General features: G+C 52.6%; 14 protein-coding genes. 12 read left to right on the forward strand and 2 right to left on the reverse strand.

The annotated features are described in order from the left end of the window. Positions 1 to 82: 82 nt before the first annotated feature. Both J7I43_RS12920 and purN read right to left on the reverse strand, forming a co-directional pair. A complete protein-coding gene (locus J7I43_RS12920) occupies positions 83 to 745 on the reverse strand; it encodes a hypothetical protein (RefSeq protein ID WP_209146094.1) in 663 nt (220 codons plus the stop codon). A gap of 55 nt (positions 746 to 800) precedes the next feature. Then, the gene (gene purN / locus J7I43_RS12925) at positions 801 to 1,388 is read right to left on the reverse strand and encodes a phosphoribosylglycinamide formyltransferase (protein WP_209146095.1); all 588 of its coding nucleotides are present in this window, start codon (positions 1,386 to 1,388) and stop codon (positions 801 to 803) included. A 545-nt stretch (positions 1,389 to 1,933) separates the two neighbouring features. Between purN and J7I43_RS12930 the strand changes: the two genes are divergently transcribed. The 12 genes from J7I43_RS12930 to J7I43_RS12985 all read left to right on the forward strand — a co-directional run bounded on the left by J7I43_RS12930 (position 1,934) and on the right by J7I43_RS12985 (position 16,240). Further along, the gene (locus J7I43_RS12930; RefSeq protein WP_209146096.1) at positions 1,934 to 3,169 is read left to right on the forward strand and encodes a c-type cytochrome; all 1,236 of its coding nucleotides are present in this window, start codon (positions 1,934 to 1,936) and stop codon (positions 3,167 to 3,169) included. A 59-nt stretch (positions 3,170 to 3,228) separates the two neighbouring features. Continuing rightward, on the forward strand, positions 3,229 to 6,330 hold the full coding sequence (locus tag J7I43_RS12935) for a TAT-variant-translocated molybdopterin oxidoreductase (protein ID WP_209146097.1): 3,102 nt from the start codon (positions 3,229 to 3,231) through the stop codon (positions 6,328 to 6,330). Positions 6,331 to 6,416: 86 nt separating this feature from the next. Continuing rightward, positions 6,417 to 7,850, forward strand: coding sequence for an NrfD/PsrC family molybdoenzyme membrane anchor subunit (gene nrfD / locus J7I43_RS12940; protein WP_209146098.1), 1,434 nt, complete (start codon positions 6,417 to 6,419; stop codon positions 7,848 to 7,850). A 41-nt stretch (positions 7,851 to 7,891) separates the two neighbouring features. Continuing rightward, positions 7,892 to 8,482, forward strand: a complete 591-nt coding sequence (locus tag J7I43_RS12945; RefSeq protein WP_209146099.1) for a DUF3341 domain-containing protein — start codon at positions 7,892 to 7,894, stop codon at positions 8,480 to 8,482. A 209-nt stretch (positions 8,483 to 8,691) separates the two neighbouring features. Then, complete coding sequence (locus tag J7I43_RS12950) at positions 8,692 to 9,216, forward strand: c-type cytochrome (protein ID WP_209146100.1); 525 nt, start codon at positions 8,692 to 8,694, stop codon at positions 9,214 to 9,216. 47 nt (positions 9,217 to 9,263) lie between these two features. Further along, positions 9,264 to 10,463 carry a hypothetical protein gene (locus tag J7I43_RS12955; RefSeq protein WP_209146101.1) on the forward strand — a complete coding sequence of 400 codons (1,200 nt, stop codon included), beginning with the start codon at positions 9,264 to 9,266 and terminating at the stop codon, positions 10,461 to 10,463. Between the two features lie 62 nt (positions 10,464 to 10,525). Next, entirely contained in the window at positions 10,526 to 11,608 is a 1,083-nt protein-coding gene (locus tag J7I43_RS12960; RefSeq protein WP_209146102.1) for a cytochrome c oxidase subunit II, read from the forward strand. A gap of 231 nt (positions 11,609 to 11,839) precedes the next feature. Then, positions 11,840 to 13,537 carry a cytochrome c oxidase subunit I gene (locus tag J7I43_RS12965; protein ID WP_209146103.1) on the forward strand — a complete coding sequence of 566 codons (1,698 nt, stop codon included), beginning with the start codon at positions 11,840 to 11,842 and terminating at the stop codon, positions 13,535 to 13,537. An 89-nt stretch (positions 13,538 to 13,626) separates the two neighbouring features. Next, positions 13,627 to 14,508 carry a heme o synthase gene (cyoE, locus tag J7I43_RS12970; protein ID WP_209146104.1) on the forward strand — a complete coding sequence of 294 codons (882 nt, stop codon included), beginning with the start codon at positions 13,627 to 13,629 and terminating at the stop codon, positions 14,506 to 14,508. Positions 14,509 to 14,521: 13 nt separating this feature from the next. Beyond that, on the forward strand, positions 14,522 to 15,076 hold the full coding sequence (locus J7I43_RS12975; protein WP_209146105.1) for a cytochrome c oxidase subunit 3: 555 nt from the start codon (positions 14,522 to 14,524) through the stop codon (positions 15,074 to 15,076). Positions 15,077 to 15,119: 43 nt separating this feature from the next. Next, complete coding sequence (locus J7I43_RS12980; RefSeq protein WP_209146106.1) at positions 15,120 to 15,797, forward strand: cytochrome c oxidase subunit 3; 678 nt, start codon at positions 15,120 to 15,122, stop codon at positions 15,795 to 15,797. Positions 15,798 to 15,853: 56 nt separating this feature from the next. Further along, positions 15,854 to 16,240 carry a cytochrome C oxidase subunit IV family protein gene (locus J7I43_RS12985; protein ID WP_209146107.1) on the forward strand — a complete coding sequence of 129 codons (387 nt, stop codon included), beginning with the start codon at positions 15,854 to 15,856 and terminating at the stop codon, positions 16,238 to 16,240. Positions 16,241 to 16,251 lie beyond the last annotated feature (11 nt).

Here is a 16,251-nt window from a genome sequence, read left to right on the forward strand (position 1 = left end):
TTTGTAGCGCATGACAATTTCTTGTGACAATCTTGTGGTTGCTTGATTGTCAATTGTTTGAGTGATTTGTGTAAAAACGCTATTAAAGGCTCAGTCCTACTTTTATCCCCAAATGGAGGCTGGGGAGCACGTTCCAGAGGTCGTTCTGTTCGGTCGTGATCGTGTTGCCGTTGATGTTATGCCGGGTGTATTTATATTGTTTCCCGCGGATGCCGATGCCGAGGTACGGGTCGAGGATGAACTTGTCGCGTTTGATCTGGCGGCCGAGCAAAAACTGGATGCCGTAGACATTTTTATCGGCGCTGTTCACATACACGGAGTTTTCGAAATTCACGTCTTCGTCCGGGTAAAACACTCTTTTATAGAACAGTACGGGCTGGAAGTAGGTGCCCTGGGCGTTGAAGGCGGATTGCCGGCGGAAGAGGTACCATTTGAGGCCGGCCCTGAACCCGAGGCCGCGGCCTTCCACGAATTGTTCGGTGCTGATGCCGGGTTTTCGCTGGCCGATGTCTACCCGTTTAAAAAAAACGAAATCCGGGTAATCGGTATAGATCCCGCTGACGCCGAGCTCGAGGCTGAGTTTTTCGGAGAGGTCCTGCTCGAGGTAAATATCCAGTTCATTAATAATAGTGGTGGGATTTACCTTGAGGTAGGTCCTTTTGCGGAAGGGATCATCCTGGTTTTGGGCGGCGGCGGTCAGGCCGGTGATTACTAGCAGGAGAAAAAAGGGTATTGTTCTTTTCATACAGCGGTAGGTTGAAGCTGTTGAGGCGGACAGTTTACGGCAACAGCCATGCAAATTATGACAATAATCGTTCCACAATCAGGGGGAACCAGTGGTGCTCGAGGGCCTGTATTTTTTTGGCGAGGACGTCTGCCGTATCGCCTGGCAGCACGGCGCAGCGTTCCTGGAGGATCACGCCGCCGTCATCGTATTTTTCATTGACGAAATGAATGGTGATGCCGCTTTCGGTATCGCCGGCGGCCAGCACGGCTTCGTGCACGAAGTGGCCGTACATGCCTTTGCCGCCGTATTTGGGCAGGAGGGCGGGATGTATATTAATGATACGTCCCTCGAAAGCCTGCACGAGGTTGGCGGGCACTTTCCAAAGGAAACCGGCGAGTACGACCAGGTCAATATGATGATCCTGCAATAGTTTAACGTAAGTATCGCCGCGGAAGAACTGTTCTTTGTCGATGAGCACGGCGGGGATCTGTTCTTTTTCGGCTATTTTGAAGATGCCGGCTTCCGCTTTGTTGGACACGATGAGGGAAACCTTTGCCAGGGCTGAGTTTCGGAAATGATCGATGATCTTTTGGGCATTGGTGCCGGCGCCGGAGGCGAAAATGGCGATATTTTTCAAGCTGGTCTGTTTGATCAGCTGCAAAAATAGGCAGATTAAGCGTTTATGAATCAGCTCTTTTTTCCTAAATTTAGGGAACGGGCTATCCTATTTGTGCGCAAGTTGATGATAATCATCGTGTGTGTTTGACGAAAATCAGGGGAACTCAACCTTTATTATTCTATCTTGTTAAGGATTGTTAGCTTCTTTCGGCGCTGGGCATTTATTCGCCAGGCAGGAACTTGATATCGGGCCGGCCATTTTCTTTCTTGCAAAAATAGTATCACTGAACTCCGTCGTTTTCCGCTGTGCGGGAAATATGATTTTTATCAGGAATTTATAACGGAGTTGAAGCGGGCAGTCTGTTAGGTAGGGTTACAATCAGCTACAGCAAAGCGTTTCCGCCGGTTTCGGCCACGCGGATGATAGATAAAAAGTGCTTTCAAAACAAGGACAATTTTTTTTCCGTTGTTGGTAAATTGTCAACATTCTGTCTTATTTTTGCTGGCACTTTTAAGAAACCTTAGGTCAAATCATAAACTAAATAGGCTGTGTATCGTCGTGTTTCCATTCGTTTGCGTAAGCAATTTGTGAGTGTTCTTATCCTATGCGCGGGACTGGTTAGTTCTTTTTCCGTTGCTCAGGCTGCAGACCCTGCTGCTGGTAAGGCGCTATTTCAGCAGAATTGTGCTTCTTGTCACAATGTTCATAAAAAATTGACCGGTCCTGCCCTTGCAGGCGTTGAAGACCGGTGGGCTGACAAGAAACTGCTCCATTCGTGGATTCGCAACTCTGCGGCAGTTCTGAAAACTGGCGACAAGTACGCCAATGACCTTTTCAATCAATATAACAAGCTGCCGATGACCGCGTTTCCCGCGCTCACCGACGCCAATATTGATGATATCCTGGCCTACATCGGCGCCGAAGCGGCAAAACCTGCGGGTGGCGCTAAAGGGGCGGACGGCGCAACAGCGGGAGCAGGGGCTAAAGAAGAAGGCGGCAACAGCCTCCTTTTCGGCATTATCACCCTCATCCTAGCGATCGTTGCGGTGATCCTGATGCAGATCAACAGCAACCTGAACAAACTCGCTGCTGAGAAAGAAGGTCACGAGCAGATGGAGCCTGTTCCTTTCTATAAGAACAAAGCGTACATCGCGCTCTGCATCGTTCTCCTCTTCGTGGTAGGCGGTTACTTCACCATCCAGGGCGCTATCGGCCTGGGCCGCCAGCAGGATTACATGCCGGAGCAACCCATCTTCTACTCCCACAAAGTGCATGCGGGCATCAACCAGATCAACTGTCTGTACTGCCACTCTTCCGCCGAGAAGAGCAAACATGCCATGATCCCTTCCGAGAACGTTTGTATGAACTGTCACAAGGCCATTACGGAATACACCGGGCCGGACCTGTTCACCGCGGAAGGCAAAAAAGTGAACGGTACCGCTGAGATCCAGAAACTGTACGATCACATCGGCTGGGACAAAGACGCGCAGCGTTATACCAAGCCCGCCACGCCGATCGAATGGACCAAGATCCACAGCCTGCCCGACCACGTTTACTTCAACCACTCCCAGCACGTAAGCGCCGGCAAAGTACAATGCCAGACCTGTCACGGCGAAATCCAGAACATGGACGAAGTGAAACAGTTCGCGGATCTGAGCATGGGTTGGTGTATCAACTGTCACAGAACTACCAAAGTGCAGTTTGCTGAAAACGACTACTTCACCATTTTCGAAAAATTACACAAAGATTTTGCTGATAAAAAGATCGACAGTGTAACCGTGGAAATGCTGGGTGGTACGGAATGTCAGAAATGCCACTATTAATATAATAAGGTCTAATTAGGAAGAGACAAATTTTTCAAATCGTAACTCGATATAATCACATGGAGCAAAAAAAGTATTGGAAAGGCTTGGAGGAGTTGCACAATACCGCTGCGCATCAGGAAGTAGTGAAGAACGAATTCAAAGAGGAACTGCCTTTTGAAGAGAGTGACAGCTTTCTGGGTGCAACCACCCCCCGCCGGGACTTTCTGAAGTACCTGGGTTTCACCACTGCGGCCGCTACGATCGCAGCCAGCTGTGACATCCCTGTAAAGAAGGCCATCACTTACGTGAACAAGCCGCAGGAAATTACGCCCGGCGTAGCCAACTATTATGCTTCTGCCTATACTGTAGACGGTGAGTACGTTCCCCTGGTGGTGAAAACCCGTGAGGGCCGCCCCATTAAAGTGGAAGGCAACGAATTGTCCGCCATCACCGGCGGTTCTACCACAGCACGCGTTCAGGGCTCCGTTCTGGCGCTGTACGATGTGGCCCGTCTCCGTTATCCCGGTATCAATAATGGTCCTGATAAAATCAAACTGGAAGATCGCGTAAAGGAACTGACCTTTGCGGACCTCGACAAACAGGTGGCCGCCGCTATCGCAGGCAAACCGGTCGTACTGCTGTCTTCCACCATTCTCAGCCCTACCACCAAGAAACTGATCGGCGAATTCCTGGCTAAATATCCCGGCAGCCGTCACGTTACCTACGACGCGGTTTCTTATTCCGGCATGCTGCTCGCCAACGAAGCATCTTACGGCAAAAGAGCGCTGCCCACTTACCATTTCGAAAACGCGAAAGTAGTGGTAAGCCTTGGCGCCGATTTCCTCGGTACCTGGCTCAACCCTTCAGAATACTCCCGTCAATATGGCGTTGGCCGCAAGATCAACCAGAAGAGCCCGGAAATGAGCAAACATTTCCATTTCGAAAGCATGATGACCCTCACCGGTGCGAATGCGGACGAAAGGTACACGCACCGCCCTTCCGAAGCCGGCGTAGTTGCGCAGGCCCTGCTGGCGGCGCTGGGCGGCGGCATTTCCGCTCCGAACATCGCTGACGCGCGCCTGAAAGAAGGCATCGCCAAAGCGGCGAAAGCCATCCAGGCAAACCCCGGCAAAACGCTGGTGGTTTCCGGCAGCAACGACGTGAACGTTCAGACGCTCGTTAACGCGATCAATAACCTCGCGGGTTCCAACGGCACTACCATCGACTGGGCAGTGACCAGCAACTACCGCCAGGGCATCGACGCAGACATGGTACAGCTGGTGAACGACATGAACGCAGGCAGCGTAGGTGCGCTCCTCGTTTACGGCGCAAACCCCGCTTACGATTATTTCGACGCAGAAAAATTCAAGGCCGGCGTTAAAAAAGTAGGCGTAACCGTTTCTTTCAACGACCGTTACGACGAAACCACCCAGCTTTGCAAATACATCGTGCCCGACCATCATTACCTCGAAAGCTGGAATGATGCGGAAGGCCGCAGCGGTTACTTCGCGTTTGTGCAGCCCACGATCGCGCCGCTGTTCAAAACCCGCGCTTTCCAGTCTTCACTGCTGAACTGGAGCGGTAACACGACCGCCTGGGAAGATTACCTGAAGAACGAATGGATCGCGAAACTCGGCTCACAGGAAGCATGGGACAAAACCCTGCAGGACGGTGTGATCGAGCCCGCCCCGGGCGCGGCACTGGCCGGCGCCGCCTTCACTGGCGACGTTGCTTCCGCTTCCGCCAAGATCTCCGCTCCGAAAACCAGCGGTTTCGAACTGGCGCTCTACGAAAAAGTAGCGATCGGTAACGGTAAAGAAGCGAACAACCCCTGGCTCCAGGAAATGCCCGATCCTATCACGCGCGCTACCTGGGACAACTACGCCTGTATATCCAATAAAGTGGCTAAAACCTTCAAAACCGAACTGGGCGACGATTACGAGATCAACGCGGAGAAAGAGGTGCTGAAGATCACTTCCAAAGGCAAAACCGTTGAGCTGCCGCTGCTGATCGTGCCCGGTATCCATCCCGAAACGATCGCCATTGCAGTAGGTTACGGCCGCGGCAAAAAAGAATTCATCGGTAAAGCCGCCGGCGAAGTAGGCGTAAACGCTTATCCTTTCGTATCCTTCAACGGCACTACATTCGATTATTTCGCACCTGAAGCCAAGATTGAAGCTACAGGCGCCACATACGAGGTTGGCCTGACCCAGACGCACAACAGCTACGAAGGCCGTCCGATCATTAAAGAAACCACCCTCGAAGAGTTCATCAAGAACCCGAAAGAGGTGAACCACGACCGTGCGCACCTGTTCGAAACATTCGGTGAGAATTTCCGCAACGACGCCACGCTGTACCACGAGCACCAGTACCCCGGCATCAAATGGGGCATGAGCATCGACCTGAACACCTGCTTCGGTTGCGGCGCCTGCGTGGTGGCTTGTACAGCTGAAAACAACGTGTCTGTGGTAGGTAAGGAACAGGTGATCAAAGCGCACGAAATGCACTGGCTGCGTATCGACCGCTATTTCAGCGGCGACGAGAACAACCCTGAAGTGGTGTTCCAGCCGATGTTGTGCCAGCACTGCGACAATGCTCCCTGCGAGAACGTTTGCCCGGTAGCCGCCACCAACCACTCTTCCGAAGGTATTAACCAGATGGCTTATAACCGTTGTATCGGTACCCGCTATTGCGCTAACAACTGTCCGTATAAAGTTCGCCGCTTCAACTGGAGAGACTGGAACGGTGCGGACAGCTTCGACGACAACCTGCTGGACGTTGCTGATATGAACGATGCGCTTACCCGCATGGTGCTGAACCCCGACGTGGTGGTTCGCAGCCGCGGTACGATGGAGAAATGTTCCTTCTGCGTACAGCGTTTGCAGGATGCCAAACTGGCTGCGAAAAAGGCCGGCCGCCCGATGAAAGACGGCGAAGCCCGCACCGCCTGCCAGCAGGCCTGCGCTACCGATGCGATCGTGTTCGGCAACGTGAACGATAAAGAAAGCCGCATTTACAAGGTTCGTAACGAAGAGCAGACAGACCGCCTCTACTACGTGCTGGAAGAAACGCATACGCTGCCTTCCATCAACTACCTGGCTAAGATCCGTAACAAGGACGCAGCTCCGGCAGCCGCAGCGCACGGCGCTGAGCACAAAAAAGAGGAAGCTCATCACTAGTATTAGAACAAGTAAAGAATCAGTTTTAAGTTTTGAAACAACCTAGTCCCGGAAGCGATTCCGGGATGAGCAAAGCTCAGAATACTATGCATTTGAAGTACGAATCCACACTGAGAGAACCTTTAGTAGACGGGGTTAAGGATTATCACCAGGTAACTGAAGATATCATCAGTCCCATTGAGGCCAAGCCCGGAAAGCTGTGGTATATTGGTTTATCTATCTCTGTCCTGCTGCTGCTGTTCGGCGCGTTCTCCGTTACCTGGGAAGTATACTGGGGCACCGGGGTGTGGAACCTGAACAAGACTATCGGCTGGGGCTGGGATATCACCAACTTCGTATGGTGGGTAGGTATCGGTCACGCCGGTACGCTGATCTCCGCGATCCTCATGCTGTTCCGCCAGGGATGGCGCACCGGGGTGAACCGCGCGGCTGAGGCGATGACGATCTTCGCGGTAATGTGCGCGGGCCAGTTCCCGATCTGGCACATGGGCCGTGTTTGGATGGCGTTTTTCGTAATGCCTTACCCCAACACCCGCGGACCGCTGTGGGTGAACTTTAACTCCCCGCTGCTGTGGGACGTGTTCGCGATCTCTACTTATTTCACGGTTTCCCTGCTGTTCTGGTATTCCGGCCTGCTGCCGGACTTCGCCACCGTTCGCGACAGGGCTAAAACCAAACTCCGCAAATACCTGTATGGTGTTGCTTCTTTCGGCTGGACCGGTTCCACCAAACACTGGCAACGTCATGAATCCTTATCGCTGGTGCTGGCGGGTCTTTCCACCCCCCTCGTACTTTCAGTGCACACCATCGTATCTTTCGACTTCGCCACTTCCGTGATCCCGGGCTGGCATACCACCATCTTCCCCCCGTACTTCGTAGCGGGTGCGATCTTCTCCGGTTTCGCCATGGTGCAAACCCTCCTGATCATCACCCGTAAGATCCTGGGCCTGGAAGATTATATCACCATCGGCCACATCGAGGCAATGAACAAAGTGATCGTGCTGACCGGTTCCATCGTAGGTGTGGCTTACCTCACCGAACTGTTCATGGCATGGTACTCCGGCGTTCAATATGAATTCGATTCCTTCTACAAGTTCCGCGCCGCGGGCCCCCTGGGCTGGAGCTACTGGATCATGATGACCTGCAACGTGATCAGCCCGCAGGTGTTCTGGTTCCGTAAAATGAGAAGGAACATCATGGTAACGTTCATCATGTCCATCATCGTGAACATTGGCATGTGGTTCGAACGTTTCGTGATCATCTGTACTTCGCTGTACCGCGACTACCTGCCGTCCAGCTGGAGCTACTACCGCCCGTCCTGGCCCGAGGTTGGTTTTTACCTCGGAACTTTCGGCCTTTTCTTCACCTGTTATTTCATGTTCGCCAAATACTTCCCGGTTATTGCAGTAGCGGAGATCAAATCCATTCTGAAAACATCGGGTCAGAACTTTAAGGAGAAAATGACGGTTTACGAAGACCAGGACGCTGAAAAATTCGCGCACGATCAGGCGCATCACTAAGATTAGAATCAGATTAACAGAATTACAGAATAATTATCCATATGGCTGTTAAAAAATTTGTTGTAGGCAATTTTGATGACGAGGCGGTATTGTTCCCGGCCGTTAAGAAAGTTCGCGCGGCTGGTTACAAGATCCACGACGTGTATACGCCTTTCCCTGTGCACGGTTTGGACCATGCGCTGGGCCTGAGAGAGACGAGCCTGCACACGGCGGGGTTCATCTACGGCATCACCGGTACCACTACCGCATTGTCTTTCATGAGCTGGATATTTACAACAGATTGGCCGCTGAACATCGGCGGTAAACCGCACTTCCCCTTACCGGCGTTCATTCCCATCACCTTCGAGCTGACTGTACTGTTTTCGGCCGTGGGCATGGTAATGACCTTCATGTATCTCTGCCAGATGGCGCCGTTCGTGAAGAAACACATCTTCCACCCGCGCCAGACGGACGACCAGTTTGTAATGGTGATAGAGCTGACCGAAAAAACGCCCGCGGCGGATGTAAAAGCATTCCTCGACAGCGTGGGAGCGAAAGAGATCAACGAACAAACGGTGGAAGCCGGATGGTGGATCGGCCGTTTCGACAGGGAAGACAAGCTGTTTTCCAAACAGGTAGCGGTGAATGCGTAATTAAATTAGAAAGATCAGTTACAATAATGAGGCGAATGAAACCGAGCAAAGCGAGGTTCCATCCGGCCCTGAGAAAAGTCAAATAATAACGGATGAAAATCACTTCCAACATACTGATTGTAGCGGCCCTGGCAGGTGGAGCCTTCCTGGCTTCCTGCGGAAATAAAGGACCGCATCACAGAAAGCCCGGGAAAATCTATATGCCGGACATGTACGATTCCCGTGCGTACGAGTTTTACAATCCCCGCCTGGCAAGCCTGAAACCGGTGGAAGGTACGGTGAAAAGAGGCGATATGCTGCCTTATCACCTGAAAGCGGAAGATACGGCGCAGGCGAACGGTGTGAAGAACCCGCTCGTGTTGGACGAAGCCGGCCTGAAAGCAGGCAAACACTATTACGATATCTATTGCGGCGTTTGCCACGGCCAGAAGCTGGACGGCAACGGCCCGCTCTATAAAGGCGGCGACGGCCCGTACCCCGCAGCCCCGGCAAACCTGCTGACAGGCAAGGTGCTCGGTTATACGGAAGGCCGCATCTTCCACGTTATCACTTACGGGTACAACGTGATGGGCAGCTACGCCAGCCAGCTGGATATCGAGCAGCGCTGGAAAGTGGTAGGATATATCAAGAGCATGCAGAACGGCGGTAAAGCGCCGGAAGCTCCGGCCGCTCCCGCTGCGGATTCAGCGGCTACCGCGGCAACTCCCGCGCCGGCAGTGGCGGCAGCGAAATAATTTGTTTTAAACGCATTTCGAACTTCGTATTTTAATATACAACAGTAATGAAGGACCAATTTGTAGTACCAGCAAGATTAAAAACGACCAGCTTCGTGCTTTTGGGTATAGGCTTGCTGACTTTATTGATCGGATTATTTGCATTCTCGGATGAGCACGGTTCTACCCGCTTCTGGGCAGGGATACTGCAAAACAGTACTTTCTTCCTGATGGTGGCGCTGGCCAGCACCTTCTTCATCTGTGTGACCACGCTGGCGCAGGGTGGCTGGCAGATCGCCTTCCGCAGGGTGCCCGAAGCCATCTCCATGGCAGTGCCCGTACTGGGCGGCATTTTGCTGGTAGTGCTGGCGTTCCTCATCTTCGGGAACAAAGGTCATATTTACCACTGGCTGCACCCGCATGGCGACCGTATCCTGGAAGGCAAATCGCCTTTCCTGAACGCCGGTTTCGTGTCTATCGCTTCGGTGATCACCATTGGCCTGTGGGCGTTCCTGAGCATCAAGCTCCGCAATATGTCCCTCGCCGAAGACAAAATGCAGCTGGACCACGAAGGCCGCAAAAGCCTGATCTGGAAGGGTACCGTTTGGTGCGGCATTTTCGCTGTTGTATATGCGCTGAGCATGGGTTCCACCACGCCCTGGCTCTGGTTGATGAGCATCGACGCACACTGGTTCAGCACCATGTACAGCTGGTACACCTTCGCCAGCACCTGGGTTTCCGGTCTGAGCCTCATCGCGCTGTTTGTTATCTACCTGAAAAGCAAAGGATACCTTCCGATGGTGAACGAAGAGCACATGCACGACCTCGGCAAGTTCATGTTCGCCTTCAGCATCTTCTGGGCATATCTCTGGTTCAGCCAGTACATGCTGATCTGGTACGCCAACATGCCTGAAGAGACCATTTATTTCCAGCCGCGTGTTTGGGGCGAGTTCCGTTCGGTGTTCTTCCTGAACCTGATCATCAACTTCATCGCGCCGCTGCTGATCTTTATGAAACGCGCTACCAAGCGTAACAATACAATCGTTGCATTTACGGCAGGTCTGATCATCTTCGGCCACTGGCTCGACTTCTGGCAGATGGTGGCACCCGGCACGGTGAAACACCTCGTGTTCCCCTGGTACGAACTGGGCGTTGGTCTTGGTTTCCTTGGCCTCACCATTTACCTGGTGGCCATGCAGCTCGCGAAAGCGCCGCTGACACCGAAGAACCATCCGTACCTGAAAGAAAGCATTATTCACCACACCTGATGCGTGGCATAAAGCAAGAAACAACGTTTAGCATTAGATAACTTAATTATTATTCATTAGCAATGTCAGGATATTTAGCAGTTTTTGTAGTTGTTCTCATATTCGTCGTGATCTTCCAGATCGCGAAGGCCAGCGAATATGTGTCCATTCTGAAAGGTGAAAAGAAATCGCGGGAGCAATCCAACCGTATCAACGGTTTCCTGATGATCGTATTCCTGGTATTGGGCCTGATCGGTGTATGGTGGTGCCACGATCTGCTGGAAGGCAGAATGCTTGGCGAGCCCGCTTCCGAACAGGGGATCGAGATCGACAGGCTTATCAAGATCACCTTCATCATCACCATGGCCGTGTTTGTGGCAACCCAGATCCTGCTGTTCTGGTTCGCTTTCAAATACCAGGAAAAAGAAGGCAAAACCGCCTTTTATTTCCCGCACAACAATAAACTCGAAGTGATCTGGACGGTGATCCCCGCTATCGTGCTCACTGTGCTGGTTGCCTTCGGTATCCGCCACTGGCTCCGTATCACCTCCGAAGCGCCGAAAGACGCGATGATCGTGGAAGTGACCGGCAAACAGTTCAACTGGATCGTTCGTTACCCCGGTAAAGACGGCCAGCTCGGGCGCAAGAACTTTAAAAATATCAACAACGAAGACAATCCTGTTGGCCAGGATTGGGCTGATAAACTGAACGAGGACGATGTGATCGCTCCGGACCTGCACGTTGTGGTAGGTAAAAACGTGAAGCTGATCATCGGCAGCCGCGACGTGGTGCACGACGTTGGTTTGCCCCACTTCCGCCTCAAAATGGACGCTGTGCCGGGCATCCCGACCACCCTGTGGTTCAAGCCCCTGTACACTACCGCGGAAATGAAAAAACGTACCGGCAACCCGGATTTCGTTTACGAACTTTCCTGCGACCAGATGTGCGGCAGCGGCCACTACTCCATGAAAGCGAACATTATCGTAGAGACACAGGAAGAATATGACAAATGGTTAGCCACTCAGCCTACGCAGTATGCCCAGGCACACCCTGCAGACAGCAAGGACGCGCCGCCCGAGCCCGCGAAGGATTCTACCGCCACCGCTGCCAACGCAGCCGATGCCGGTAAAAAAGTAGCCCTGGCGGAAACTGCTGAAAAGCACTGATCATTTAAGCCGACTGAGATTTTAGGAGCGAAAAAAATTTAAGAAAAAGCCGGAGAGCCTGCCCCGTTTAACGGCTGATCATAAACAGAACTTATTATGAGTAACGACGCAACATTGCACAATCAGGATTTAGCGCATCACGGCCACGTGGAGCATGGGCATGGAAATGGCCACGATGGTCACGGTCACGACCATCACCATGAAACCTTCATATCGAAGTATGTGTTCAGCATGGACCATAAGATGATTGCGAAGCAATTCCTCATTACCGGTATCATCTGGGCCATCATTGGTGCATTCTTCTCTGTATTGTTCCGTTTGCAACTGGGTTATCCCGAAGCTACCTTCCCCTGGCTGGAAAGCATTCTCGGCCATTGGGCAGAAGGCGGCAGGATCACAGCTGAAGCTTATTACGCGCTGGTTACCATGCACGGTACCATCCTCGTGTTTTTTGTATTGACCGCCGGTTTGAGCGGCACCTTCTCCAACCTGCTCATTCCCCTGCAGGTAGGCGCCCGCGATATGGCTTCTCCCTTCATGAACATGCTGAGCTACTGGTTCTTCTTCCTGGCCAGCGTTATCATGATGAGCTCCCTGTTCGTGCAGACCGGCCCCGCTTCCGGCGGCTGGACCAGCTACCCCCCGCTGAGCGCGCTGGGCGACGCTTCCATCGGTTCCAAGATCGGTATGGACCTCTGGCTCGTGAGCATGGCGATCTTCGTTGTGTCTTCCCTCCTCGGTTCACTGAACTATATCTCCACCATCCTCAACATGCGTACGAAAGGCATGAGCATGACAAAGATGCCGCTCACCATCTGGGCGTTCTTCTTCACCGCGGTGCTCGGCGTTCTGTCTTTCCCCGTACTGCTGAGCGGTTTCGTGCTCCTGCTGTTCGACCGTCACGGCGGCACCAGCTTCTACCTGAGCGAACTGTTCGTACAGGGCAAAGTACTGCCCAACGAAGGCGGCTCCGCGATCCTCTACCAGCACTTGTTCTGGTTCCTGGGTCACCCCGAGGTGTACATCATCATCCTCCCCGCGATGGGTATGGTATCTGAGATACTCGCAGTAAGTTCCCGCAAGCCGATCTTCGGTTACCTCGCGATGGTGGGCTCTATATTTGCCATCACTGTGCTGGCGTTCCTGGTATGGGCGCACCACATGTTCGTGACCGGCCTCAACCCGTTCCTCGGCGCGTTCTTCGTACTGCTGACGCTGCTGATCGCGGTGCCTTCCGCCATCAAGGTGTTCAACTGGATCACGACGATCTGGCGCGGGAATATCCGTTTCACGCCGGCCTCCCTGTTCTCCATCGGTTTCGTGAGCACGTTCATCTCCGGTGGTCTTACAGGTATCTGGCTCGGTAACTCCGCTATCGACATTCACCTGCACGATACTTACTTCGTGATCGCGCACTTCCATATCGTAATGGGCGTATCCGCATTCTTCGGTATGTTCGCCGGTATCTACCACTGGTTCCCGAAAATGTATGGCCGTTACATGAACCAGACGCTCGGTTTCATCCACTTCTGGATCACGCTGGTGGGCGCTTACCTGATATTCTGGCCGATGCACTACGAAGGTATGGCCGGTATGCCGCGCCGTTACTTCGATTACAGCAACTGGCAGTCCTTCAACATGTTCGGCGGCCTCAACCAGTTCATCAGCTTCGTGGTGATCATCGTGTTCGCAACACAATTATTATTCGTATTCAACTTCTTCTATAGCATTTTCAAAGGCCGTAAACTGACCACGCCTAACCCGTGGGATGCTACGACCCTCGAATGGACTACGCCGATCCACCCCGGTCACGGTAACTGGCCTGGCGAGATCCCCGAAGTTCACCGCTGGGCTTATGATTACAGCAAAGACGGGAAAGATTTCATCCCGCAGACGGTGCCTGTATCGCCTGACGAATCCAAGCACTAATGCCGTTATGCAGGGTGAAACCTGCATACAGGGAAGTTGTGGAACAGAAATAGTGAAGAAACAACATGTTGCAAGAAAATTCCATAAAGTTGTCTTTATCATACGCCATTGCAAGCAGGGTGAAGGATTACTTCATGATGATGAAGTTTACGCTCACATTCATGGTAGTTTTCTCCTGCGTGGTTGCCTACTTGCTGGTACCAGGCGTGGAATTTGACCTGATAAAAGTTCTTTTATTATTTGCAGGCGGCATCCTGGTTTCCGGTTCTGCGAACATCATTAACCAGATCCTGGAAAAGGAAACGGACAAACTGATGGCGCGTACGGCCCCGAGGCCGCTGCCCGCAGGGCGTCTTTCCATATCGGAAGCCGCAGTGGTATCGGTAGTTACCGGTTTGGCCGGCATCCTGATCCTCGGTTTCGGTTTTAACTGGCTGAGCGCCATGGTGAGCCTCGTTTCCCTCGTGCTGTACGGTTTTGTGTACACGCCCTGGAAAAAATGGAACTCGCTCGCCGTGCTGGTAGGCGCCGTTCCGGGCGCTTTGCCCCCGCTGATCGGCTGGGTGGCCGGCGCAGGCTCGTTCTCCGAAGGCGGCTGGGCGTTATTCGCCATACAGTTCCTCTGGCAGTTCCCGCACTTCTGGGCGATAGCCTGGGTAGCGCATACGGACTATACCAGGGCGGGCTTCAAGCTGATGCCTACAGACCGCGGCCCGGGAAAGATGATCGCGATGCAGGCGGCCATGTACACCATGCTGCTGATCCCTGCTGGTGTAGCGCCTTACCTGCTGGGCATTACCGGCGCCATTTCGGCGGTAGTGGCGATACTCATAGGCGGATTTTACCTGTACAGGGCTATCGAGTTATACCGGAAATGTGATGTGCCATCCGCCAGGAAACTGATGTTCGGTTCTTATATTTACCTGGCGGTAATTTTACTGGCGCTGTTGTTTGATAAAGTTAAACTGTGAGGAAATGTTGACAATGAACGCTCAAAAAAACAAAATACATCCGCACAAGTATTCCATGTGGATCGCTATGGCCAGCATTACGATGATGTTCATAGGTTTCACAAGCGCATACGTAGTCAAGCGGGCACAGGCCAACTGGTTCAGCTTCGAGCTGCCGGCTGTTTTTTATGTGTCCACCGGGGTGATCTTGCTGAGCAGCCTTACCATTTACCTGGCCCAGCGCCAGTTCAAGGCAAGGAACATGAGCGCATACAAACAGCTGATCTCCGTAACCGCCCTGCTCGGCATCGCATTTGCGGTTTGCCAGATCATCGGTTTTGCGGACATGAAAGATCACGGGCTGCCGTTGAACAAGACCGTATCGGCCAGTTTCATTTATGTGATCGTAGGCGCGCACGTGCTGCACGTGATAGGCGGGGTAGTAGTGCTGCTGGTGCTGTTTGCAAGGGCCTTCCGCACCAGGGTCAGAACATACAGCGCGGTGCCCATCGAAGTGGCCTCCACATACTGGCATTTTGTTGACGGGCTTTGGATTTATCTGCTGATATTTTTCAGCCTGGCACGTTAGAATAAGAGAAGTTTAGAACCAATAAAATTCATAATTCGTACAAATGGATAACGCAGTAACAGCGAAGAAAAAATGGTGGAACGGAGGGCATTCGCCCTTTAGCGTGAGCTATGGAAAGTTGATGATGTGGTATTTCCTTATCTCGGATGCCTTCACGTTCGGCGCATTGCTGATCGCATACGGCACGCAACGTTTCATGGCTGAAGCATGGCCCGACCCGAACGTGGTGTTCCACGCATTCCCGTTCATGGGACATATGGATCTGCCGCTGGTATTCGTGAGTTTGATGACCTTCATCCTCATCATGAGCTCCGTGACCATGGTACTGGCCGTAAACGCCGGTCATTACATGGACAGGAAGGCGGTTATCAAATGGCTGAGCCTGACCATCGTAGGCGGTATCATGTTCCTCGGCTGCCAGGCCTGGGAATGGACGCACCTGCACGAAGTAGGCGCTTGGTGGGGCAGCAACCCCTTCGTTAACCACGACGGTTCCGCTGCATTGTCCACCAACTTCACCGACTTCTTCTTCACCATCACCGGCTTCCACGGCCTGCACGTAACATCCGGCGTGGTGCTGAATATCATCGTACTGATCAACGTGCTCAAAGGCACTTACGAGCACCGCGGTCATTATGAAATGGTGGAAAAAGTAGGGCTGTACTGGCACTTTGTAGACCTGGTTTGGGTATTCGTATTCACCTGCTTCTACCTGCTGTAAGCATCCCTTAATTTGAACTGAACGAATTTTTATAAAGAGAAAAGTATTCTGAAAACATGGCGCATACACAAAACGCAAACGACAGGCAGGCAGCCATCAAATCCATCTGGAAAACGTTCTGGATCCTGCTGATTGTAACCATGGTGGAAGTAGGGCTCGCGTTCCTGCACCTGTATACCGGCTTCCCCGGCAAACTGCTGCTCAACTCCATCTTCATCGGCCTCACCATCGTGAAAGCATTTTTCATCGTGGCAGAGTTTATGCACCTTGGCCACGAAGTAAGGAACCTGATCATGACCATCCTGTTCCCGCTCCTGCTGTTCGTATGGTTCATCATCGCTTTCCTGGCAGACGGAGACAGCTGGAAGAACATGCGCAAAGACCTGGCTCCCGGTACCCCGGTGAAAAAGGAAGCCCCGGCCCACGCGCCTGCGCATCATTAACAAGTTAGCAT

The organism is Chitinophaga chungangae, from assembly GCF_017742215.1.
GTDB lineage: Bacteria > Bacteroidota > Bacteroidia > Chitinophagales > Chitinophagaceae > Chitinophaga > Chitinophaga chungangae.